General features: G+C 50.6%; 20 protein-coding genes. 7 read left to right on the top strand and 13 right to left on the bottom strand.

Translation table 11 applies throughout. The features are described from left to right. Window positions 1–77: 77 nt before the first annotated feature. From H8K26_RS03585 to H8K26_RS03575, 3 genes are all read right to left on the bottom strand, one after another. Window positions 78–944 carry a sulfurtransferase gene (locus H8K26_RS03585; protein ID WP_190477353.1) on the bottom strand — a complete coding sequence of 289 codons (867 nt, stop codon included), beginning with the start codon at window positions 942–944 and terminating at the stop codon, window positions 78–80. 41 nt (window positions 945–985) lie between these two features. Then, window positions 986–1906, bottom strand: a complete 921-nt coding sequence (locus H8K26_RS03580; protein WP_190477351.1) for a DMT family transporter — start codon at window positions 1904–1906, stop codon at window positions 986–988. A gap of 63 nt (window positions 1907–1969) precedes the next feature. Next, window positions 1970–3070, bottom strand: coding sequence for an aromatic ring-hydroxylating oxygenase subunit alpha (locus H8K26_RS03575; RefSeq protein ID WP_186896396.1), 1101 nt, complete (start codon window positions 3068–3070; stop codon window positions 1970–1972). Window positions 3071–3613: 543 nt separating this feature from the next. Here H8K26_RS03575 and H8K26_RS03570 point away from each other — a divergent pair. Both H8K26_RS03570 and H8K26_RS03565 read left to right on the top strand, forming a co-directional pair. Then, window positions 3614–4546, top strand: a complete 933-nt coding sequence (locus H8K26_RS03570; protein WP_190477350.1) for a lipase family alpha/beta hydrolase — start codon at window positions 3614–3616, stop codon at window positions 4544–4546. Between the two features lie 50 nt (window positions 4547–4596). Beyond that, window positions 4597–5568, top strand: coding sequence for a lipase secretion chaperone (locus tag H8K26_RS03565; protein ID WP_190477348.1), 972 nt, complete (start codon window positions 4597–4599; stop codon window positions 5566–5568). A gap of 48 nt (window positions 5569–5616) precedes the next feature. Here H8K26_RS03565 and H8K26_RS03560 read toward each other — a convergent pair whose 3' ends face one another. Further along, window positions 5617–7833, bottom strand: coding sequence for a DUF1631 family protein (locus H8K26_RS03560; RefSeq protein WP_190477346.1), 2217 nt, complete (start codon window positions 7831–7833; stop codon window positions 5617–5619). A gap of 411 nt (window positions 7834–8244) precedes the next feature. Here H8K26_RS03560 and H8K26_RS03555 point away from each other — a divergent pair, with 411 nt between their 5' ends. From H8K26_RS03555 to dxs, 3 genes are read left to right on the top strand one after another with little or no spacing between them, the layout of a single operon-like run. Then, window positions 8245–8517 (top strand): exodeoxyribonuclease VII small subunit, encoded by a 273-nt coding sequence (locus H8K26_RS03555; protein ID WP_190477344.1) that lies wholly within the window; start codon window positions 8245–8247, stop codon window positions 8515–8517. Continuing rightward, window positions 8514–9401: a polyprenyl synthetase family protein gene (locus H8K26_RS03550; protein WP_190477342.1), complete on the top strand. Its 888-nt coding sequence runs from the start codon at window positions 8514–8516 to the stop codon at window positions 9399–9401. Before H8K26_RS03555 ends, H8K26_RS03550 begins: the two co-directional genes overlap by 4 nt. A gap of 13 nt (window positions 9402–9414) precedes the next feature. Beyond that, window positions 9415–11286, top strand: coding sequence for a 1-deoxy-D-xylulose-5-phosphate synthase (gene dxs, locus H8K26_RS03545; protein ID WP_190477340.1), 1872 nt, complete (start codon window positions 9415–9417; stop codon window positions 11284–11286). A gap of 204 nt (window positions 11287–11490) precedes the next feature. Here the strand turns inward: dxs and lpxC are convergent, their stop codons facing one another. Both lpxC and H8K26_RS03535 read right to left on the bottom strand, forming a co-directional pair. Continuing rightward, window positions 11491–12426, bottom strand: coding sequence for a UDP-3-O-acyl-N-acetylglucosamine deacetylase (gene lpxC, locus H8K26_RS03540; RefSeq protein WP_190477338.1), 936 nt, complete (start codon window positions 12424–12426; stop codon window positions 11491–11493). A gap of 156 nt (window positions 12427–12582) precedes the next feature. Beyond that, the gene (locus H8K26_RS03535; protein ID WP_190477337.1) at window positions 12583–13089 is read right to left on the bottom strand and encodes a peroxiredoxin; all 507 of its coding nucleotides are present in this window, start codon (window positions 13087–13089) and stop codon (window positions 12583–12585) included. Window positions 13090–13378: 289 nt separating this feature from the next. Here H8K26_RS03535 and H8K26_RS03530 point away from each other — a divergent pair, with 289 nt between their 5' ends. Both H8K26_RS03530 and H8K26_RS03525 read left to right on the top strand, forming a co-directional pair. Continuing rightward, window positions 13379–15046, top strand: a complete 1668-nt coding sequence (locus H8K26_RS03530) for an RCC1 domain-containing protein (RefSeq protein WP_190477335.1) — start codon at window positions 13379–13381, stop codon at window positions 15044–15046. A gap of 52 nt (window positions 15047–15098) precedes the next feature. Further along, window positions 15099–16607 (top strand): S8 family peptidase, encoded by a 1509-nt coding sequence (locus H8K26_RS03525; protein ID WP_190477333.1) that lies wholly within the window; start codon window positions 15099–15101, stop codon window positions 16605–16607. A gap of 105 nt (window positions 16608–16712) precedes the next feature. Here H8K26_RS03525 and ftsZ read toward each other — a convergent pair whose 3' ends face one another. From ftsZ to ftsW, 7 genes are all read right to left on the bottom strand, one after another. Continuing rightward, complete coding sequence (ftsZ, locus tag H8K26_RS03520) at window positions 16713–17909, bottom strand: cell division protein FtsZ (protein WP_186884961.1); 1197 nt, start codon at window positions 17907–17909, stop codon at window positions 16713–16715. Window positions 17910–18032: 123 nt separating this feature from the next. After that, window positions 18033–19265, bottom strand: coding sequence for a cell division protein FtsA (gene ftsA, locus H8K26_RS03515; RefSeq protein WP_186884784.1), 1233 nt, complete (start codon window positions 19263–19265; stop codon window positions 18033–18035). Next, window positions 19262–20044, bottom strand: a complete 783-nt coding sequence (locus H8K26_RS03510) for a cell division protein FtsQ/DivIB (RefSeq protein WP_190477331.1) — start codon at window positions 20042–20044, stop codon at window positions 19262–19264. Before H8K26_RS03510 ends, ftsA begins: the two co-directional genes overlap by 4 nt. A 14-nt stretch (window positions 20045–20058) precedes the next feature. Beyond that, window positions 20059–21018 carry a D-alanine--D-alanine ligase gene (locus H8K26_RS03505; RefSeq protein ID WP_190477328.1) on the bottom strand — a complete coding sequence of 320 codons (960 nt, stop codon included), beginning with the start codon at window positions 21016–21018 and terminating at the stop codon, window positions 20059–20061. Between the two features lie 18 nt (window positions 21019–21036). After that, window positions 21037–22422: a UDP-N-acetylmuramate--L-alanine ligase gene (murC, locus tag H8K26_RS03500; protein ID WP_190477326.1), complete on the bottom strand. Its 1386-nt coding sequence runs from the start codon at window positions 22420–22422 to the stop codon at window positions 21037–21039. Beyond that, entirely contained in the window at window positions 22419–23501 is a 1083-nt protein-coding gene (gene murG / locus H8K26_RS03495) for an undecaprenyldiphospho-muramoylpentapeptide beta-N-acetylglucosaminyltransferase (protein WP_190477323.1), read from the bottom strand. Before murG ends, murC begins: the two co-directional genes overlap by 4 nt. Continuing rightward, window positions 23498–24631: a putative lipid II flippase FtsW gene (gene ftsW, locus H8K26_RS03490; RefSeq protein WP_223826840.1), complete on the bottom strand. Its 1134-nt coding sequence runs from the start codon at window positions 24629–24631 to the stop codon at window positions 23498–23500. The genes murG and ftsW overlap by 4 nt, the downstream gene beginning before the upstream one ends. Between the last annotated feature and the right edge of the window lie 8 nt (window positions 24632–24639).

The following is a 24639-nucleotide window of genomic DNA, read 5'->3' as shown; positions in this document are numbered from 1 at the left end:
CACAGCGGGCATAAAAAAGGAGCTGAAGAAGCTCCTTTTTTTGTGCCTTAAGCTGCGTTAAACGGTACAGCCATGCATCAACGCGCAACCGGACGGGAAGGATCGGCACACCACTCACTCCAGGAACCCGGATACAAGGCTGCGCCTGGTAATCCGGCCACTTCCAGCGCCAGCAGATTATGGCAAGCCGTCACACCGGAACCACACTGCATAATCGCTTTGCCTGGATCCGGCAACAGTGCTCGCCATTCTGCGTTCAACTCAGGCGCTGTTTTAAAACGGCCATCGGCTTGTAAATTATCTTTGAAAAAGCGATTCAGCGCACCGGGAATGTGGCCACCGACCGGGTCTATCGTTTCATTTTCACCGCGATAGCGATCTGCTGCGCGGGCATCAATCAGCGTGCATTCCTGAGTGTCTATATTTGCCAATACCTGATCCACATTCACTTGTCCAACTAAAGAAGGCTGGGGGCTGATATTGCCAATACGTACAGCAGGCAGCGCCGTTGTCACCGGCAATTGCTGTGCTGTCCACAACGGGAAACCACCATCCAATACGGCCACCGCCGCGTGTCCGACCCAGCGCAACATCCACCATAAACGTGCCGCAAACATTCCGCCCTGCGCATCATAAGCGATGACCTGACTGTCATGATTGATACCCAGATCGCGCAAAGTCTGAATAAACGCCTCTTTCTCTGGCAACGGGTGACGACCGCGGAACACACCGTCGGCGGATAATTTAGGTGCGGATAAACGCTGATCAAGATGAACAAATTGTGCGCCTGGCAAATGCCCCGCGTCGTATGCTGTCTGGCCTGCATCCGGATTCATCAGATCATGGCGGCAATCCAGCACGATCCAGTTACGGCCTGTATCGCTGCTGAGTTGGCTGCTGAGTTGGCTGGCCAGATCTGCGGCACTGATCAAGGTGGTATACATCGTCTTCTCCTAAAAAATACATCGCGGACTATCAGGTAATTTTATTCTGAACAAATCGCATCTCTGTGAATCGGTGACTGGTCTGCTCTGGCATTATAAAAAGTGGCAATCAGGCCGCTGCATAAAATCACAGCGATGCCGACCCAGCTTAACCATGCCAGACTCTCATCCCATAACAACATATCCCACAAACTGGAAAACACGATGCCCACGTATTGCAGATTCGCCGTCACCAGCGTATTACCAAGGCGATAAGCACGGGTCATCGCCATCTGCGCTGAAGCGGCGGTAAGACCTATCGCCAGCAACAAAAATATGCCGCGGCTATCCAGGTGATGCCAGACAATTTCTTGCGCGGAGGCTTGTGCGGATTTAGCAATCAAAGTACCGAGCACACCAGCAATTGCACAAGTCATGGAAAAATAAAATACCACGCGGTATTCCGGCTCACCCATCAATCCCATTTTTCTGACTTGCATATACGCCCATGCGGCCAGCATGCCAGAAACCAAGGCGATAATGCCACCCACCACCTGATCCGCATGTATGCTTGGACGCAACAACAGAACCACGCCGATGAACCCCAGCAAAATGGCGACGATAGGTTGCCAGGTCAGGCCGCGCTGCTTATGCCACCAGGCACCGATCAGCATCATCGCCGCGATCCATATCGGTGACATGTAATTCAGGGTCACCGCCATTGCCAACGGCAACTTACCGATAGAGTAAAACCATAACCATAAGGCCAGCACACCCACCGCACCACGCACCAGATGCTGAGACGGCATCGGTGTCTTCAAGGTCCCGCCCTGAATTCTGGCCAGCATGGCAATCATCAGCATGCCGATCAGGCCGCGATAAGCGACGATTTCAGATGTCGAATAATCCGTTGAGGCCAGTTTGACGCAGACACCCATAATGGAAAACAAAAAACTGGCAAGCAACATCCACAAAGACTGCATAAAAACCTGACTCCAAAAGACAGGGGAGGCACGCGCCTCCCCTCTTCAACTATCTGAACGACCTCAGATTTCTATTTTTTTCCGGTACCACTCATGGAAATGCTGCATGCCGTCTTCCATTGGTGACTGATAAGGCCCGACTTCGTTTTCACCGCGATCCAGCAGAATTTTACGACCGGCATCCATGCGTACACCAATTTCATCATCCTCGATACATGTCTCCATATAGGCGGCACGTTCAGCTTCGATGAATTCGCGTTCGAATAAAACAATCTCTTCCGGATAGTAAAACTCGACGACATTTCTGGTCTTGCCGGTGGCAGTAGGCCACAAGGTAGAGACGACCAGAACATGCGGATACCATTCCACCATGATATTCGGATATAAGGTCAGCCAGATTGCGCCATACTTAGGTGGTTCACCGTTGCGGAATTTCAGTACCTGCTCTTGCCAGATTCTGTATTTCTCGGAACCGGATTTCAGCAAACCACTGTTCACACCGACAGTCTGCACACTGTAATCTTCGCCGAATTCCCAACGCAGATCGTCACAGGTGACGAAGCTACCCAGGCCAGGATGAAATGGTTCGACGTGATAATCTTCCAGATAGACTTCGATGAACGTCTTCCAGTTGTAATCGCATTCGTGAACCTCAACGTGATCTAGCATGTAGCCAGTAAAGTCGAGATCTTTGGTGACGCTGAGCTGCGCCATGCGTTCCATGACGTTGTAACCATTTTGCTCAAACAGCAAGCCATTCCAATTCTGCAATGGCGTGCGCTTCAGATTCATGCAAGGCGTATCTGAAAAATGCGGAGCACCGATCAGTTCACCTTTGAGATCATAGGTCCAGCGATGCAGCGGACAAACAATATTATTTGCATTGCCGCGGCCATTAAACATCAGCGCCTGACGATGACGACAGACGTTAGACATCAGCTCGATACCCTGAGCGCTGCGAACCAGCATACGCCCTTCGTTTTCGGACGCTAAAGTTGCGAAGTCACCGAGATTCGGCACCATCAACTCGTGACCGACGTAACGAGGACCAGAATGGAACAGGTCTTTGATTTCGCGCTGTAACAGCGTTTCATCAAAATAGACATGCACCGGAAGTTGCGCGTCAGAACGCGCGAGTGTAGACAAAGAAGCCAGATCGGACATCCCCACCCCCCAAATTAATTTGCACCAACCTAAGAGAGAAAGAATCCACAAAAACCTGTTTTCGCTTGGGTTTTCAATCCAGACGAAAGTTCAAACGATCAAACGACTTGAAGAGGAAATTTTGGACAGAACCGCGGATTATACCCGAATCGTCGCAGGTTCGCCCCGCAAGCAATGATTTCCTGAGAAAAATCAAATAATTAAACCAATACGGCGCTCGTCTCAACACAGGCCTCTCGCATCGGCAAACAAACAACATCCATGCTTTTTAGATTAGACCATCTAATTTCACTCTTTCGCCGCATCAAAAACGACACTTGCTACCCGCCTCACTCTGAAGAAAATTTTGCTGCAAGTGCAAATATATGATGAAAATTATTAATTATATTAACCAAATCCAACTTTTATGCTGCATAGCAGCTTGTCTTCACCTTTCTCTGAACTTAGCCTGATTCTGGCTGATTTGACCAGAACTCGGAGAAGTTCAGTGCAAACACGCTCCCATCCGGTTTCATTTGAATTAACTTATTCGAAAGAATCAACATGAAAAAAACACTGATAACAAAGCTGATGGCGATTTTGTTTGCCATCTGCGCCCTGCCCGCTCAGACATGGGCAGCAGGGTATACGGAGACAAAATATCCTATTGTGTTAGTCCATGGTTTATTTGGATTTGACAATATTGGCCCGGTTGAATACTGGTACGGTATTCCATCGGCTCTGCGCTCAGACGGTGCGCGCGTGTATGTCACGCAAGTCGCAGCGGCCAACAGCACAGAAGTGCGCGGTGAACAATTGCTGACGCAGGTTAAGCAAATTCTCGCAGTCACCGGTGCCAGTAAAGTGAATCTGATCGGTCATAGTCACGGTGGGCCAACGACCCGCTATGTAGCATCGGTCAGGCCAGATCTGGTCGCATCAGTCACCTCAGTCGGTGGCGTCAACCGGGGTTCCGCTGTGGCAGATATTATTTTGGGCATCGCGCCGCCGGGCTCTGTGACAAACAGCGTGCTTGTTTCCGTGACTAACGGTCTGGCGAAAGTCATCAGCTTCTTGTCGGGTCAGCCTAATTTATCGCAAGATGCACTGGCTGCAGCCAATTCCCTCAGCACCGCAGGTTCGCTGAAATTCAATAGTAAACATCCGGAAGGCGTACCGACCACTGCTTGCGGTGAAGGCGCATATCAGGTCAACAATGTTGCGTATTACTCATGGAGTGGCGCAAAACCATATACCAATGTTCTTGATGCCGTTGATCCGGCCTTATCACTGACCTCGCTGGCCTTTGGCAGTAGCAAAAACGACGGACTGGTCAGCAGTTGTTCATCCCATCTCGGCAAGGTTATTCGCGATGACTATGCGATGAATCATCTTGACGAAGTGAATCAGACCATAGGCCTTGTCAATATTTTTGAAACGAATCCGGTGACGATATACCGGCAGCATGCAAATCGCCTGAAAAATAGCGGCTTGTAAGCAGAAACACCAGCGCTGAAGATTTTCTGAATATACCGGATCGGGATTTTATGAAAACAAGAAATCTGACTTTTCTGGCAGCGACGCTCATTCTGATCGTCGCCTCTTTTTTCCTGATGTCGAAACAAGGTAGTCACGAAGAGCAGGCCATCAGGCTGACACCTCAAGACCGCATGTTTTCATTTGTACGATCGATGGAAGGCACCAGCGTAGATGGACAAGCGACACAAGCAGACGATGGAAATCTGGTCGTCAACGCTGAATTACGACTGATGTTTGATTATTACCTTGCTGCCACTGGTGAGAAAAGCATTCCGGACATTAAACGCGAAATCGAAACCGTACTCGATCAGAAACTCAAGCCGCATGCAGCAGCGCAGGCAAAAGAATTACTGACACGCTACCTTGCGTACAAGCAGGCATTACTCGATCTGGAGAAAAATACCGGAGCATCAGCGACAAGTCACACAAATAACATGAGCAACGACATGATCTCAGCGATGCAGAACCGTTGGCAAAGCATGCAGAAATTACGCTTGCAATTTTTTAGCGCTAAAGACAATCAGGCGCTGTTTGGCTTTGATGATGCTTACGATATGGATGCACTGGCACGGTTAGAGATTAGTCAAAACCCTGCCTACAGCGATAAACAAAAACAGGAAAAACTTCAAGCCCTGGACGCCACAATGTCACAGGAACTTCGCGAAGCGAAGAGCGCGCCATACCAGATCATACGACTGGAAGAACAGGCGCAGCAATTACGTTCCAGCGGTGCGAGCGAGGACGATATTTACCGGATGCGGGCGGCTGCTGTCAGTCCTGAAGCAGCCAACAGACTGGCCGATCTGGACAGGGAAGAAGCAGAATGGAAAATACGGATCGCAAACTATCTTGAGCAAAGAAGGCAGTTGCTGAGCAGGGATGAAAATAAAAGTACGACTGACAAAATCGCGGCACTACAACAATTACGGGATCGGTATTTCAGTATTCAGGAACAAAATCGCCTGGCGGCGTATGAGTAAAAATATCTGATGAAACTGGCATGCCACCTCAGCCTGAGCAGCAATCAATCAGGCTGCGGGCTCGCGTGCTTCCAGCTGTGCGTCCGGCGAATCCGGCAACGTCGCCAGCGCTTCTTGCAATGCGCGATCAACGACTTTATCTAACTGTAAAATCTGAGCACGTTTTTCACGGAATGCCTGTTCCAGATTTTTTGCGGAGACAGAAAAACTTTTTTCTTTTTCACTCGCGGTAAAAATATACAGGCTGCGCATAGGGCTGACCCATGCGAGCCTGACTCGGGCTATCTGCGCATTCTCCTGGGTGAATTCTATCCAGATACCACGTTCCAGCTGATGCACAACATCGACAAATTCATCGTCAGTGGCAAGCTCTTCCTGCGCTGCATTTTTCTCAGCTTCGGCACGTTTTTCCAAGCGACGTTCGGTCGCTTGCTGCGCAGCTTCAACGGCAAGCTCCAACTGCCGGTCTGGCGATAACTCTAACGGTGCGCGCACGATAGACGCGTGGCACTCAGAAAGTTCAGCAAAAAACTGTACGCGATCGGCATCTTCCCATTTAATCAGGCTCAGCCATTTATTCAGACGTGCCAGAATCGCCGGCAGACGATTTAATAATTCCTGCCTGTCTTGCAAGGTAAATTTTGGCTTCACACTCCAGATCAGGTCATCCATCGTCTTGATCGCATCTTGCACCGCATGTGGCTTTTCATCTCTGACACTGTAAGCCAGCGTCAATACCTTAATCCACCGGCTTTCCAAGAAAGTCTCGACAAAAGCGACGACTTCGCCGGAACCAACACGGATTGCGACTTCCTGATTCGCATGTATGCTCGCCTGCTTAATTTTTTCTTTGCGGATCGCACTCTTGATCGGTGCTTCTAATGCTTGCGCATTTGCCTGTTCTTCTTTCTCGATGAAAGATTCAAGATCGGTAACGACCTCGTCAAACAAGGCAATTTCCTGATCAAACTCTTGCGATACTCGTTCGACATTGCGCTTCATCGTCTGGAACAGAGGATCTTGTGCGCCTTTGTTCTGATCCAAGGACAAACTGTAACGGGACAACAGATCAATCAGGCGACGCGCAGGATGCTGATCTTTAAAGAAAAATTCTTTATCAATTAATGCCGCTTTTAATACCGGTACCTGCAGAACGGAAATCAGTTCTTTTACCGGTGCGGGAATTGCCTGATTACGGAAAACATTATCAAAGACCTGCGACAACAAATCGAGCGTATGTTTTTCAACGCCTGTCGTCGCTACGTCTGCAACATGTTCGCGCATTTGCGACAGGCGCATTACCTCGCCTGCGCCGGACATCATCTGATTGAGTTTCAGATTCTGTTGAAATTCTGCCAGATGCTGAAACAGGCGGGACTCAGCAGGATTGGATGCAAATCCGGAATGATCAGAGTAATTTCCGTTACTGCGTGGTGCTTGTTGCTGACTCTGCGCACCGGAAAAATAACGCTTCAGCTTTTGCGCTATGTCTTGTGAATGACTTTCCTGTTCCGCGTTTTTAGCTTCCGTTTCGTCATCCGCCGGACTGGTCGTCTTGTTTTGATTGCGACGAATTTTGTAAGAATCCTGCAAATCAGGCAGAATTCCTTTCTTCACCAGAGCCGAATTGATCTCGTACAAAATCGGTTCAAGATCAAACAAAATATCGGCTCGTAACAAAGGCAGTACCATCTCATGCGTTCCCACCTCAGGATCAAACTGACACCATGCTGAGTACAAAGCATTCAGCAAAATATCCGGGCGGAACGGATTCTGGGCAATACTTAATGTTTCTCGCCCAAGCAAATGCGACAACCGCATGTTCAATGCCGCATATTGCTCTGCGCTATCGAGCTCTATTGTGCGGCTGACTCTGCTGAGAGCCAGCTTTTTATCCATTTCTTCATAACTGATCAGACTCAGATCTGCATCCGTTGCCGTACTTACTCTGTTTCCAGATTGCTTGGGTGAAATCAGCAGATCCACTTCCTGGCGAAACGCTTTTTCTACATCGGCAGAAGATAAATGATAAAACGCATACGCATTTTTTTTCAGTATCTGCCCGGCATTGAAACTCAGATTTGCTTCGCGCGAATCCATGCTTTGCTCAGACATCGCCAGAAAAGCATTCGACAAACGTGAAGAAAATGCATCCAGTTGCGACACAACCAGATGCGTTGCCAGCGGAATCAATCCACGCAACACGTCCTCAGCGGCGGCAGAGCCCGTCGCTGTTTTTGCGTGTAATGGATGAAGACCACTCATAATTGAAAAGAAAACCTTATCAGATGCAACAAATGTAGAAAATAAGACTCATATTTACGGCACTCAATTGTGGAAGTTGAGGAATTGCGCGTATCACGGATGAAATCTGATTATTTCAACAAGATCAGTGACTTACGATGCAATATACAGTCAATAAAAAGGCCATTGAGCACACTATATACGCATATTTTCCACATGGAAATGTTTTGAATGCAATTTCAGATTGCGTTCAGTATAAATCTCTACGCGCAAGCACACCGGTTTCCCAACTGAAACAATTATTTCAAATTGTAAGTAAACATCGGGACTAAAAAAGCAGAATCACCGCCAAGCTGACTTGTTTGCTCTAAAATAGAACGTTACATTACTTTTTTGCGTAATTTCACGCGCTGTTAGTCATTAAATATCAATATGCCTAAAAAAAACGCTGGCGCAAACCAGCCGGATCCCGCCAACACGCCAGTCTCTTTTGAGGCAGCAATGAATGAACTAACCGGATTGGTGGCAAAAATGGAAGCCGGGGATCTGCCGCTGGAAGCCTCTGTCATTGCTTATCAGCGTGGCGCTGAATTAATTCAATTTTGCACTTCACAGCTGGATAAAGTGGAGCAACAAGTCAAAGTATTGGAAGCCGGAATGTTGAAATCTTTCCATGTAGACAATGGGGATGAGGATCTCACATGAGCCAACAATTCCGTGTCTGGATGCAACAAAAACAGGATCAATGCGAACGTGCGCTAGCGGATTTCATTCCGCAAGCCTCCGTTGTTCCGGGTCATTTACACGAAGCTATGCGTTATGCCGCGCTGGATGGTGGTAAGCGCGTTCGCCCATTACTGGTCTATGCAGCCGGACAATTATTCGATGCGCCGCAAGAAGCGCTGGATCGCGCTGCCGCCGCAGTCGAAATGATTCACGCCTATTCGCTGGTACATGATGATATGCCATGCATGGATGATGATGCGCTGCGCCGTGGCAAGCCGACCGTCCATGTGAAATATGACGAAGCAACCGCCTTGCTGGTTGGCGATGCGTTACAAGCACAGGCGTTTCTGGTTCTTTCCGAGGGAAATGCCAGTGCAGAAACCAGACTCGGGCTGGTGCGCCTGCTTGCCCATGCTTCCGGCTCGGTCGGCATGTGTGGTGGTCAGGCCATTGATCTCGCCAGCGTTGGTCTGGCACTGACACGCGAACAGCTGGAACAAATGCATCGCTTAAAAACCGGCGCTTTGCTGCGGGCTTCGGTACTCCTGGGCGCTTCCTGTGGCAAAACATTAAATCCGGAAGAAACTGTTGCGCTCAACACCTATGCTGCGGCAATCGGCCTCGCCTTCCAGGTCGTCGATGACGTGCTTGATGCGACGGCTGACTCTGCAACACTCGGCAAAACAGCCGGTAAAGACGCCGCGGACAATAAACCGACGTATGTCAGCCTGCTGGGTCTGCCGGCATCGCAGGAATTAGCTCAGCAACTTTGCCGCGAAGCACACGGCGCGCTGGATTCTTTTGGCGAAAAAGCACAATTGCTCCGGGATCTGGCTGACCTGATCGTGCAGCGACAAGCATAACAAGCACTTAACTATGACGAATTTACTGCAAAAAATTAACTCTCCTGCCGATCTGCGGCTGTTGTCGCGCCATCAGTTAGCGCCGCTGGCGGATGAATTGCGCCAATACGTGATTGATTCCGTTTCCAAAACCGGCGGGCATCTGTCGTCCAATCTTGGTACGGTAGAGCTGACACTGGCGCTACATTACGTATTTAACACACCTGAAGACCGTTTGATCTGGGACGTTGGCCATCAGACTTATCCGCACAAAATTCTGACCGGCCGGCGTGATCGCATGCACACTTTGCGTCAGTGGGAAGGCATCTCCGGCTTCCCGCGCAGGGACGAAAGTGAATACGATACCTTTGGCACTGCGCATTCATCGACTTCAATTTCTGCGGCGTTAGGTATGGCTCTGGCCGCCCGCACGAAAGGTGAAGACCGGCATGCGGTTGCCATCATCGGCGATGGCTCCATGACTGCCGGCATGGCATTTGAAGCACTGAACAATGCCGGGGTACATGAAGACATCAACCTGCTGGTGGTACTGAACGACAACGATATGTCGATCTCGCCGCCGGTCGGTGCACTGAACCGTTATCTGGCAAGGTTGATGTCCGGCAAATTCTACGCAGCAGCGCGCAACGTCGGCAAATCTGTACTGCCTTCGCCAGTGCTGGAACTCGCCAAACGCTTTGAGGAACATGCAAAAGGCATGCTGGTACCAGCCACGATGTTTGAAGAATTCGGTTTCAATTACATCGGCCCGATTGACGGCCACGATCTCGAATCGCTGATCCCGACACTGCAAAATATCCGGCAACTCAAAGGGCCGCAGTTTTTGCATGTGGTCACCAAAAAAGGTCAGGGATATAAACTGGCGGAAGCCGATCCTGTGTTGTATCACGGCCCTGGCAAATTTAATCCAGCCGAAGGGATCAAACCAAGCACGTCAGCGAAACAAACCTATACCCAGGTTTTCGGGCAATGGTTGTGCGATATGGCAGCCAGCGACCAGAAACTGGTAGGAATCACGCCTGCCATGCGTGAAGGCTCAGGCATGGTGGAATTTGAAAAGCAATTTCCTAAGCGCTATTACGATGTCGGCATTGCTGAGCAGCATGCCGTCACATTTGCCGCCGGCCTCGCTTGCGAGGGTCTGAAACCTGTTGTCGCGATTTACTCGACCTTCCTGCAACGCGCTTACGATCAGTTGATCCACGACGTCGCCCTGCAAAATCTGGATGTGACATTCGCGCTGGATCGCGCCGGGCTGGTTGGCGCAGACGGCGCCACCCACGCGGGCAATTACGACATCGCCTATTTGCGCTGCATTCCTAACATGGTCGTGATGGCTGCTTCCGATGAAAATGAATGTCGCCAGATGTTGACGACCGGCTACAACTACCCCGGGCCTGCCGCCATTCGCTACCCGCGCGGCGCCGGTATCGGCGTCAAACCTGATACTGAATTGAGCAGTCTGATTATTGGTAAAGGCGAAGTCAGACGCGAGGGCAACAAGATCGCCATTCTGGCCTTTGGCTCTATGCTGCAACCATCGCTCCACGCCGCTGATATTCTGGATGCGACCGTGGCGAATATGCGTTTCATCAAGCCGCTTGATGTCGAATTACTGAAAACTCTTGCTGACTCGCATGATGTTCTGGTGACCGTGGAAGAAGGCTGCAAAATGGGCGGCGCCGGATCGGCCGTTGCCGAAGCGCTGGCCGAAGCTGGCATCTGCAAGCCTTTGCTGATCCTTGGTTTGCCGGATAAATTTATCGATCATGGCGATCCGGCATTGTTACTGAGCCAGTGCGGTCTCGATAGCAATGGCATCGTGCAGGCGATACGCGAGCGCTTTAAGCTCAGCGCCACATCAACACCAGCGCAGGCTGCCTGATTAACGACACCGGCGCGATCAACGAAAAATGGCTACCGTGCGGTAGCCATTTTTTTGCCTGATTGAGATCGGTGGATGAGCGCCAAAGACATCAATACCGGAAAATCGAAGCCGCTGAGAGCTAAAATATACTCCCCCCAGTATCTATTAAACCCCTTTATTTACGCTGAGAATAAGCGTTTTTTACGACATACTCCCCTGAAATCAGGCGGCAACCCATTCGCGTGTGGCTTGTCCGGCATAGCTGACGGGCGCATTCTGCACATCATCAAACGTCACAATCTCGTACGCATCCGGCTGTGCCAACAAAGCACGCAACAATTGATTATTCAGTCCATGTCCGGATTTGTGCGCTGTGTAGCTGGCCAGGAAAGGATGACCGATCAGATACAGATCACCGATGGCATCGAGAATTTTATGGCGCACGAATTCATCGTCGAAACGCAGACCATCTGAATTCAGTATCCGGTATTCGTCCATGACGATCGCATTTTCCATGGAACCGCCACGGGCAAGGCCTATGCCGCGCAACATTTCCACATCCTGCATGAAACCGAAAGTGCGCGCTCTGGCGACGTCTTTGACAAACGAGACTTTTTCAAAATCGACCTCGGCAGTCTGCACCGTGCCATCCACAGCGGGGTGATTGAATTCAATGAAGAAATGCAGTTTGAAACCGTTATATGGCTCCAGTCTCGCCCATTTTTCAGCGGCCCCTTTGCCCTCGCGGATTTCTACCGGTTTCAATACGCGGATAAATTTCTTGGCTGCGTCTTCCTGTTGCAACCCGGCTTCCTGCAACAAGTAAACGAACGACGATGCGGAGCCATCCATAATCGGAATTTCTTCAGCGCTGACATCGATATACAAATTATCGATACCCAGTCCGGCGCATGCAGATAACAGATGCTCGACCGTCGAAACCCGTTCGTCACCATTGGATAAAGTGGATGCCATGCGGGTGTCGCCGACACCGGTTGCGGTGGCCGGGAAAACTAATGGCGGGGTCAGATCCGTACGGGTAAAAACAATGCCGGTATCCACCGGTGCAGGACGCAATACCAGTTCGACCTTGGTGCCGGAATGCAGGCCCACGCCTATGGTTCTGACTTCTTGTTTGATAGTGATTTGCTTTAACATCTTCGTATTATAACGAGTCACGCCAAGCCGATGTGCTGGCACGGTCATTCGCTGTTGCAAAAACAGATATACCGCAAACGAGCGGTAAAAAAATCATTTATATAAAAAAACAGCGCCAGCCAGAAATGGCGGCGCTGCTCTCATGGAAACTGAAAATTAAGCGAGTTGCGCTAACAAGGTTTCCACATTGGATACTTCAAATTTTCCGCCAGCTTCCACGTTCAGTTGCTTGACGACGCCGTCAACTGCCAGCAAAGAATAACGCTGGGAACGAATACCCATGCCAAATTTACTGAAATCTGCGTCCAGACCCAGCGCTTTGCTGAATGCAGCATTACCGTCGGCCATCATACGCACGACGCCGGTGGCTTTCTGATCGCGGCCCCACGCGCCCATCACAAATGCGTCGTTCACGGAAACACACCATATTTCATCAACGCCTTTGGCTTTTAATTCAGCAGCATGCGCGATGTAGCCAGGAAGATGTTGTGCCGAACAAGTTGGCGTGTATGCACCTGGCAGACCAAAAATCGCAATCGTTTTTCCTTTGACCAGATCAGCAACCTGGAAAGTATTCGGGCCAATACTGCAACCTTCGCCAGCAACCTCGATAAATTCTGCCAGGCTGCCTGCCGGTAAATGTTCGCCAATTTGTATGCTCATCATCATTCCTTTCGTTTAATTCAAATAATTAACTATCTTGCGATAGCCCGGTACGCCAGATCATTCCGGCGATCAAGCTCGCAGTATGCCTGAGCTGTCGAAAAGCTGCTGGCGCCGTCCCAAAGTCAATTCAGGAAAACCAAAGTTGTAAAAATTTTTACATTTTTATATGTAATTTCCCAACAGTAAGTTCCATAAATGCAATACAGATGCTAGGATAGTCCAATTAATTACTTAAATATCAATGATTCGGACTGGTAATTCCCATTACATGGAGGGGTGCATACAAATGAAGCAATCCAAGGCAAATGGCAGTATTCACAGGAAATATCTTGCAAGCGCACTGATCAGCATCGGCGTCAGTTATGGGCTTTCAGGCTGTGGCGGTGGCAGCAGTGCTCCGGCGGTGGTCGCGCCACCCACACCACCAACCGTCAGTATCGATGTTTTCGGCGCACGCGGCGCGCTATTAACCGCAGTCGTCAGCAGTACGGACTGCGCCACGACGCCAACAGTCAGTTGGCAAAATTCTTCTGGCGTTGCGGTGGGTAGCGGCACCAGCATTCAGGACACACAACCCAATTCCATTCTGACTGCGACGGCAAGCTGCTCAAGCGCTACTGCCAGCCAGAAGCTCGCAGCGAATTCTGTGCATACCGCACTTTCCGCTTTTGCGGTACTACAAAACGGCAGCGCCGTGGCCTGGGGCAATCCGGTCTGGGGCGGACAAACCAGCACCGCTGCGGCAATCACGGGTATTTCTCAGTTATACGCGTCCGAGCGCGGCTTTGCAGCGCTGCTCAGCGACAATACAATGAAGGCCTGGGGCAGCAGCTATGTCGCTGTCACCGATCCGAATTTAGTCTATCCGGCAACAGGCGCGATCGCTACCAGCCCACTGACCAACATCGCTACCGTCATGCCAGGCAGACTCGCCTATTTCGTGACAAAAAAAGATGGTTCGATTGCTGCCTGGGGAAATTTCCGTGGCGTCACCGATGGCGTGGACGGCTATATCGGTGATGCGAAAACTGGTCTCAACCCTGTCACGCTGGCGTTGCTGACCGACGTCAAAGCGCAGGCTTCGACCGAAGGTGCGTATGCCTTATTGAAAGGCGACGGTACCGTGGTGACGTTTGGCGATCAGGATGCGGGCGGGAACTCGTCAGCAGTTCAGCCCTTACTGGTTGGCGTAACGCAGATCGTCGGGAATAACTTTGACTTTGTCGCCTTACGTAAAGATGGCAAGGTAGTGACCTGGGGTTACGGCTACGCGGCACAATCAGGTGATGCCGAAATTAATCCAACGCTGGCAGACATCTCGAAACTTTATGTCAGCGGTAATGCGGCGGCGGCAGTATCCAACACCGGAGCCGCATTTGCCTTTGGTTTTACACCCCAGATTGAAGCAGCCGATTCCAGTTCACTGACAGCATCACTGACCAACGTCAGCAATATCTATTCAACGCAAACGGCATTTGCCGCATTGCGAACTGATGGCACCGTTATCAGCTGGGGTGATCTGCCACGGATGGGAAATAGTCTGAATGCCGTTCAGTCTTCCCTGACGAACGTAAAATCAGTACAGGCGACAGAATATGCATTCGCTGCACTGAAAGGTGATGGTACGGTCATCAGCTGGGGCGATCCGGAACTGGGTGGCGACAGCAGCGCAGTGAAAGCGCAGTTAACTAACGTCGTTGCTCTCAGTGCCAACAAATATGCATTCGCCGCACTGAAGTCAGATGGCAGCGTGGTGACCTGGGGCATGAAAACGAAAGGCGGCGACAGCAGTGCCGTCGCGGCAAAATTAACCAATGTCCGCGCCATTTATGCCACTGCATATGGTGCGTTCCTCGCAGTGAATAAAGACGGCAGCTTTGTTACCTGGGGCGATCAGTGGGCTGGCGGCGGAACCGCTCCGGCAACATTGACAAAAATCCCTTACCTCGGCTGACATCAGCGTCATCCATCGCATCAATGCCATGAATAGAAATGGAGAACATCGTATGAAATTTTTCGCTTTCAAAGCAAAACCTCTGATCGCAGCCATACTCGGCACCATGATATGTGCGTCAGCGCACGCCACCGTCAGAGAGCAGGACAACACCACTGCCACGCCTCGCAGAGAAGCAGAAAATCTGACTCAGATCATAGTGAAGTACCGCAATGAGCGCAGCAATGCAAACGAAGCGGCCAGCCTCAGCGGCAATAAAGCGGCGCTGGCACAAGTGCAGACACAAAGAATATCGGCACTACAATCAGTCGCCAGAACTTATAACGCCACATTTGCGTTAAAGCGTCAGATCGTTACCGGCGGCTGGGTGTATCGCGCAAATACTGCGTTAAAACCTTCGCAAATGATGGCACTCGCCGCGAAACTGCAAGCAGCCGACCGCTCTATCGAATATGCAGAACCAGATTACATTCTGCGCCCGGCGTATACCCCGACCGACCCGCTATTTACCTCGCAATGGGATATGCAGGAAAGTGCCACACAGCCAGGCGGTCTGAATCTGTCTGCGGCCTGGGATATCAGTAAAGGTGACAAAGTCACCGTTGCCGTCATTGACACTGGCTACCGTCCACATCCGGATCTGCTGCAAAATCTGATCCCGGCACCAGGCGGAAGCGCAAATCAGTATGGCTACAACTTTATCAGCAAGGCCTCGACAGCCCGCATTACGTTGCCAAAGGATGTGAGCAGCGCGCGCGGCCCGGATGCGATTGACCTCGGTGACTGGGTAGAAAAAACGGATACAGATTGCCCGTCTCACGCACAAGATAGCAGTTGGCATGGCACACATGTGGCAGGCACAATTGCTGCAGCAGCCAACGGTACCGGAATTACCGGTGTCGCACCGAACGCCCGGATTTTACCGTTAAGAGCACTGGGTAAATGTGGCGGAGAAAGTTCAGATATTGCCGATGCCGTTGCCTGGGCTGCAGGATTACATATCGAAGGCGTGCCGGATAACACCAACAAAGCGAATGTCATTAATCTCTCTCTTGGCGGTACACATGCCTGCAGTAAAACAAATGCAGCAGCCTATCAAAGTGCGATCGCGAATGGAGCAGTGATTGTTGTCGCGGCCGGCAATGAAGCGCTTGACGCACGCCTGTCGAGTCCGGCGAACTGCCCGGGTGTGATTACCGTCGCATCAAACTCGATCACCGGTGGTCGCGCAAGTTATTCAAATTACGGAGCGACCGTCAGCGTCACCGCGCCGGGTGGAGGCTTTACGACAGCGGCAGACAGAATCCTCTCAACGCTGCCAAGCGGAAAAACCGTCGCGACGGATGACACCACGTATGGTTTGATGGCGGGTACCTCGCAAGCGACACCGCATGTGGCGGGTGTGATCGCGCTGATGATGGCAGTCAATCCTAAACTGACATCCGCGCAGGTACGCAGCATACTGATCAAAACCGCGCGCCCGGCACCGGCAAACTGTCCCGGCTGTGGAGCCGGTATTGTTGACGCAACTGCAGCTGTCAAAGCGGCCAGCGGAAATTAAGAAATAACGCCCCGGATGTATCGAGGGCGTACCTCGATTAATTTTGCCAAAAATAAAAAAAGCCCGCATTGTATGCGGGCTTTTTTAATGAGTACGACAGATAAATCAGTCTGCCTGCTTACGCAAAAATGCTGGAATGTCGTACGTTTCCATGCCATTTTTTTCTAACGCACGCACCGTGTCTGACGCAGATTCGCGACGCCATACTGCTGGCTTGCTCAATCCGTCAAATGCTGGTGCAGCGCTTGCCATACCATTCGACACTGTCGTTGTAGCCATCGCCGCAGCCATCATCGGCTCATTATTGGTACCGGTACGCAGCATCGGTGTTTGCACCAGCTGAATATTTTTCTTACCGCGTCCCAATCCTGTTGCAACGACCGTCACACGGATATCGTCACCCATGGTGTCGTCGTATGCGATACCTTGAGCAATCGATGCATCCGGTGCTGCGAATGCGCGCACAGCTGCCATGACTTCTTTAATTTCTTTACCTTTGAGGCTACGGCTGGCAGTCACATTCACCAATACACCACGCGCACCGGACAAATCAATACCATCCAGCAAAGGTGATGCAACGGCTTGCTCAGCAGCGATGCGTGCGCGATCAACACCGGATGCTGTCGCCGTACCCATCATTGCTTTACCTTGCTCACCCATGATCGTTTTCACGTCGTTGAAGTCAACATTGATATGACCCGGTACATTGATGATTTCAGCAATACCGGCAACGGCATTATTCAGCACATCATCCGCATGTTGCAGCCATTCGATCATGCTGTCGTCTTCATAAATCTCTTCGAGTTTTTCGTTGAGAATGATGATCAGCGAATCGACGTGCTGGGTCAGCGCATCCAGACCTTCATCAGCGATGTCCATGCATTTCTTACCTTCGTAAGAAAAAGGTTTGGAAACCACCGCCACGGTTAAGGCACCAAGCTCTTTCGCCACTTGTGCCACGACTGGTGCTGCACCGGTACCGGTACCACCACCCATACCAGCAGCGATAAAGACCATGTGTGCGCCACGCAATGCGTCTTCGATGCGGGCACGTGAATCTTCTGCCAGCTTACGACCGACTTCCGGTTTCATACCAGCACCCAAACCGGTTTCACCGATTTGAATCACGTTATGCGCTTTGGATTGCAGCAATGCTTGCGCATCCGTATTTGCGGCGATGAATTCAACGCCGCAAACCCCTTTATTGATCATGTGCTGAACAGCATTGCCGCCGGCACCACCCACGCCAACCACTTTGATTACAGTACCTTGTGTGGCGTTATCAACCATATCGAACTCCATCATGACTCCTCCAGATAGGCAGTTACCAGTCGCTAATGATCACAAGATGTGACGACTAGCGACTAATAACTGTAGATCAAACCATTATAAAATGAGTACACCAATTACGATACAAAAAGCTACTTAAAAATTCCCCAAAAACCACTCTTTCATGCGCTGCCAGACTGCTTTTGCTGAACCTTCCTGCCTTGTCACAAGATGACCGCGCAAATACTGCTTCTTCGCTTCCAACAACAACCCTAAAACAGTGGCGTAACGCGGACTTCTGACAACATCAGCAAGTTGTCCGCTGTACGCTGGCATCCCTAATCTCGTTGGCTTTAAAAATATATCTTCCGCCATCTCGACCATACCTGGCATCGCTGACGATCCGCCTGTTAAAACGATGCCTGATGAGAGCACATCTTCATAACCGGATTCACGTACCACCTGGTGCACCAGCGCAAATAACTCTTCAACACGTGGTTCAATCACTGCTGCCAACGCCTGACGTGACAACGAGCGCGGACCACGATCACCCAGCCCCGGCACATCCAGCGTATCCGCCGGATCAGCGAGCACTTGTTTGGCAACACCGAAACGCACTTTGATTTCTTCCGCTTCCGAAGTCGGTGTGCGCAAAGCCATCGCAATATCATTCGTGATCTGATCACCTGCAATCGGAATCACAGCCGTATGACGAATCGCGCCTTCACTGAAGACCGCCACGTCTGTCGTGCCGCCGCCAATATCAATCAGAACAACGCCGAGTTCTTTTTCGTCTTTCGTCAGCACCGCTTCTGCCGACGCCATCGGTTGCAGAATCAGATCGGACACTTCCAGTCCACAACGGCGCACGCATTTCACAATATTCTGGACAGCAGAAACGGCGCCAGTCACGATATGTACTTTGACTTCGAGACGGATACCGCTCATACCTATCGGTTCACGTACATCATCCTGACTATCGACAATGAATTCCTGAGGCAAGGTATGCAGCAGCTGCTGATCAGTCGGAATGTTGACCGCTTTTGCCGTTTCGATTACGCGCGACACGTCGGCGGCGGTGACTTCCTTATCTTTAATCGCCACCATGCCGCTGGAATTAAAGCTGCGGATATGACTACCTGCAATGCCGGTATAAACACGACTGATCTTACAGTCCGCCATCAGCTCGGCTTCTTCAAGCGCACGCTGTATCGATTCGACGGTCGCCTCAATATTCACGACCACGCCTTTTTTCAGGCCTTTCGATTCGTGCTGTCCCAGGCCGATCACTTCATGCCTGCCATCCGGCATGACTTCAGCGACAACCGCCACCACTTTGGAGGTTCCGATATCGAGACCAACGATCAGATTTTTTGCGTCTTTTGTCATGTCTTTCCACTTGCTTTTGTTTGCTTTTTCAATCCCATGGAACTGTGGCTGGATTTCAACGCCAATCCATTTGGATAACGCATATCTACACTTTGAATACTATCTTCCAGACTCGATATCAATTGCGGATAGACCGTCATCAATTTATCCACTCTATCCTGCAAAGTCTTACCGTCCTGCACCCTGCCCAACTCTACCTGCATGCCATTATTTAACTTGACGCTCCATGCATACCGACTGGAATATTTCACTTCGTCCGGTTCAAGATTTATTCTGGAAAACCATTTTTTAAATTCCTGATACTGCGTCAGCACTTCTTTTTCACTGCCATCAGGGCCGCTCAGGTTAATCAGATCAGCGTCTTCTTCTGCTTCGGCAAGATTGGCGGTAAACACATCACCACTCACAGAAATCAAACGACCGTCATCCCCCCAGGTGCCTAACACAACATGCTCGTCCAGTTTCACAATCAGCTTATTCGGCCACTCTCTCTGAATACTCGCTTTTCTTACCCATGGAACGCTTTCGAAAGCACCGCGTACTGCATCCAGATTCGCCGTAAAAAAATTTCCTCTGATTCGTGGAATGGCTGAATTTTTAATCGTCAACGCATTCACGTGTTTTAAGGCTTGCGAACTCATGCCTTCCACCCGGATCGAGGCCAATGTGAACATCGGGCGTTGTATCACCCACCAGACGCCAGACATCATCAGAATGAACAGCACCATGCCGAATAAGGCATTTGCCGTGTTGTTCATCAGTTTGACGTCATGCCACATCAGTTATTCCTTTTTTACTTTGTTTCAGTACGGATTTTCAAGCGTGCTGTTTTTAAAATTTCAACGCACAGATCCTCGTAACTCATCCCAGTTGCTTTGGCAGCCATCGGTACCAGTGAATGCCCTGTCATACCTGGCGAGGTATTTATCTCCAGCAAAAATGGACGCTGATCAGAATGACGTACCAACACGTCTATCCTTGCCCAGCCTTCACAATCTAGTGCGCGATAAGCCTCCACAGCCATTTGCTGAATCTCTGTTGTCAGTACCGCATCCAGTGGTGCGGGACACAGGTATTGCGTATCGTCGGTAAAATATTTGTTCTGATAATCATAGTTACCATCCGGTGCAACGATTTCAATGATGGGCAATGCATAAGCCTGCTCACCTCTGCCGAGTACGGCAACAGTGAATTCACGCCCCTCAATAAATTCCTCCGCCAGCACGACTTCATCAAACTGCGCGGCAAGCGTATACGCCTGCTGCATTTCAGCAGCAGTATTCACTTTAGTAATTCCTATCGTCGAGCCCTCGTGTGGCGGCTTCATGATCAGCGGCAAACCCAGGTTCTGAGTAATCGCTGCTAAATCAGATTGCGCGTTCAACACAGCGTAGCCCGGCGTGCTGATGCCATGGGTTTGCCAAATGCGCTTCGTAAAAATTTTGTCCATGGCAATCGCAGATGCCATGACACCGCTGCCGGTATACGGAATATTTAACTGTTCCAGCACACCTTGCATACTGCCGTCTTCACCATATCGACCATGCAATGCGATAAACACGCGATCAAATTTTTCAGCAGCTAATTCCGCAATACTGCGTTCAGCAGGATCGAAGGCATGCGCATCGACGCCCTTGCTTTTCAGCGCTGCCAATACGCCGCTGCCAGACATGATGGAGATATCGTGCTCAGCAGAACGCCCGCCAAACAAAACGCCGACTTTACCTAAAGATTTATAATCAATTTCGCTCATGATTTTGTATCACTTCATTTATTTTGCCTGTGCCAGTTTTGCCGGCACTGCACTGATAGATCCTGCACCCATCACAATCAACACGTCACCATCTTTTAGGACGTGTAACAAGCTTTCCGGCATCTCTTGTATTTCCTCAACAAATACCGGCTCTATTTTTCCCATCACCCGCAAGGCGCGTGCCAGTGAACGTCCGTCAGCGGCGAGTATCGGCGCTTCGCCTGCGGCATACACTTCCGCCAGCACGGCAGCGTCAGCTGTAGAAATGACTTTAACAAAATCCTCAAACAAATCGCGTGTCCGGGTATAGCGGTGCGGCTGAAATGCCAGAACTAAACGACGTCCCGGATAAGCGCCACGCGCGGCCGCCAGGGTTGCCGCCATTTCGACCGGATGATGACCATAATCATCTACCAGTGCGAAACTGCCACCACTGGCCAAAGCGATTTCACCATAACGGGTAAAGCGACGCCCCACACCATTGAATTCGCTCAATGCTTTTTGTGTCGCTTCATCTGCGACGCCGACTTCACGCGCGATCGCAATCGCAGCGCAGGCGTTCTGAACATTATGCATACCAGGCTGATTTAAACTCACTCGCATATCAGCATAACCATCCTGCACCACGGTGAAATGCATCTTGCCATCGGCAGCAATCGCGTCAATCGCGCGGACATCTGCATCTTCCCGAAAACCGTAAGTGACGACAGGCTTAGAGATAAACGGCATGATTTCACGTACATTCGAATCATCCACGCACAACACAGCAACGCCATAAAATGGCAGGCGTTGCGTGAATTCAATGAATGCCTGTTTCAGTCGCGCAAAATCATGTCCATAGGTTTCCATGTGATCGGCATCGATATTCGTGATGACTTCTATCACTGGCAACAGATTCAGAAATGAAGCGTCCGACTCATCCGCCTCGGCAACGATGAAATCGCCACTTCCTAATTTAGCATTGGCACCAGCACTGTTAAGGCGTCCGCCAATCACAAACGTAGGATCAAAACCACCTTGCGCCAACACGCTCGCCACCAGACTGGTCGTCGTTGTCTTGCCATGTGTGCCGGCAATCGCAATGCCGCTCTTCAGACGCATCAGCTCGGCCAACATCAGCGCGCGTGGCACGATAGGAATGTGCTTCGCTCTGGCAGCGATCACTTCCGGGTTATCTGCTTTCACTGCCGTTGACGTCACAACCGCGTCCGCTCCTGCAATATTTTCCGCCGCATGCCCGATCTTCACGTCAGCACCGAGGCTTGCGAGACGTTGCGACGCAGAGTTGCTACTCAGATCTGAACCTGAAATGGTGTATCCGAGATTGAGTAAGACCTCGGCGATACCACTCATGCCTGAGCCGCCAATACCGACAAAATGAATATGTTTAACTTTATGCTTCATGCTAATGCTTCCAGAATTTTTGCAATGTTTGCATTCGCTTCGCGTTGACCGAGTGCATACGCTTTCTCTGCCATCTGCAAACATTGGTGGCGATCAAGCGCCTGTAATTTTTCAGCCAACAGCGCCGGTGTCAGCTCCGACTGAGGCAGATAAACTGCGGCCTGCTGCTGTGCCATCCAGGTGGCATTTTCCTTTTGATGCGACGTACTGGAAGCCATAAAAGGTACGAGTATGCTGGCAACACCTGCTGCAGTTAACTCCGATACCGTAATGGCACCAGCGCGGCAAATCACCAGATCTGCCTCAGCATAACGCTGCGGCATGTCGTCGATGAAATCGAGTATCTCGGCCTGCACGCCAGCTTGCGCGTAATTCGCACGCAAAGCATCAATATTTTGTTTGCCTGACTGATGAGTTAACGTCGGACGCTGCGCTTCCGGAATCAATGCCAGTGCTTGTGGCAGGCAATCATTCAACACTTTTGCGCCAAGGCTACCGCCGACAACCAGAATACGTAAAGCACCTGTACGCTGCGCATAACGCGTTGCGGGTGCAGGCAAAGCCGTAATTTCCTGACGCACAGGATTACCGGTCAAAGCGATTTTTTGATCTACGGATAAACTCTCAGACGGCAGTCCAAATAACAGTTTGCTGGCAAATGGTTTCAACGCTTTATTCGACAACAACAATGCGGCATCGGCATTCATCAATACCAGCGGAGTACCACGCAAGGCGGCGACAACACCGCCTGGTACCGTCACATAGCCGCCCATACCAAGCACAACATCAGGCCGACGCTGACTGAAAATGCGTGCGCAATGAAAAAAACTGGCGATCAGTTTGAAAGCCCCGGTCACGCTGTGTTTCCAGCCTTTGCCTCGCAAACCGGTGAAGTCCAGGCTATCCATAGGAATTTGATACTTAGGAACAATCTGGCACTCCATGCCTGTCATGGTTCCGAGCCAGGACACTTCCCAGCCGCGTTCCCGCATCAATTCTGCAATTGCCAGCCCCGGGAAAATATGACCGCCAGTACCCGCCGCCATAATCATGAGCTTTTTCGGTGAGACTGAAGTCATAAGCGGCCTCCACGCATCAAAACGCGATTTTCATAATCGACCCGCAGCAAGATAGCCAGCCCCACACAATTAATTAACACACCAGAACCACCATAGCTCATCAACGGCAAAGTCAGACCTTTGGTTGGCAACAATCCGAGATTCACGCCCATATTGATAAACGCCTGTACACCAATCCAGATGCCGATTCCCTTCGCGGTCAGACCGGCGAAAGTCTGATCCAGCGCGATCGCTTGTCTGCCAATTTCAAATGCGCGTTTGATGATCCAATAAAACAATAAAACGACGACAGTCACACCGACGAAACCCAACTCTTCACCGATCACGGCCAACAGAAAATCCGTATGTGCCTCCGGCAGATAATGTAATTTTTCAACGCTGGCACCCAAGCCGACACCAAACAACTCGCCGCGCCCGAACGCAATCAGCGAATGCGTCAATTGATACGCTTTGCCAAGCGCATGATCATCGTCAAACGGACTCAGGTACGCAAAGATACGTTCGCGGCGCCACGGCGACAGCAAAATAACCATCGTGAAAATACCCACCAGCGTTGCGGCGATACCACCGAACCAGATGCCATTAATCCCACCCAGAAAAAGTATGCCCATCGCAATACAGACAATCACACCGAAAGCGCCAAGATCGGGCTCCAGCAGCAGCAACAATCCCACGACGCCCACAGCTGCCAGCATAGGAACGAAGCCCTTGGTCAGCTTGTGCATATATTCTTGTTTACGCACCGTATAGTCAGCGGCATACAGCACCATGAATAACTTCATGAACTCGGATGGCTGCAAATTAAATACCTTGAATGAAAGCCAGCGTTTCGCGCCATTCACACCCTTACCGAGTCCTGGGATCAGAACCGCGACCAGCAAAATCAAAGTGAAGACGAACAAATACGGTGCCAGTTTTTGCCAGGTCAAAACGGGCATACGAAATACCAGAGCAGCTGCGATAATCGAGACCAATACAAACATCGCCTGGCGCACCAGAAAATGCGAATTTTTATAGCTCGCATATTTAGGTGAGTCTGGCAGAGAGATCGATGCCGAATACACCATGACCATGCCGAATAACATCAGGATCATGGTGACCCATACCAATGGTTGGTCGTAGTTCATCATTTTCGAAC

Origin of the sequence: Cognatundibacterium aquatile (genome assembly GCF_014699135.1) — a bacterium.
GTDB lineage: Bacteria > Pseudomonadota > Gammaproteobacteria > Burkholderiales > Burkholderiaceae_D > Undibacterium > Undibacterium aquatile.
Note: the sequence above shows the minus strand (reverse complement) of the source record. Positions and strands in the feature narration are given on the sequence as shown.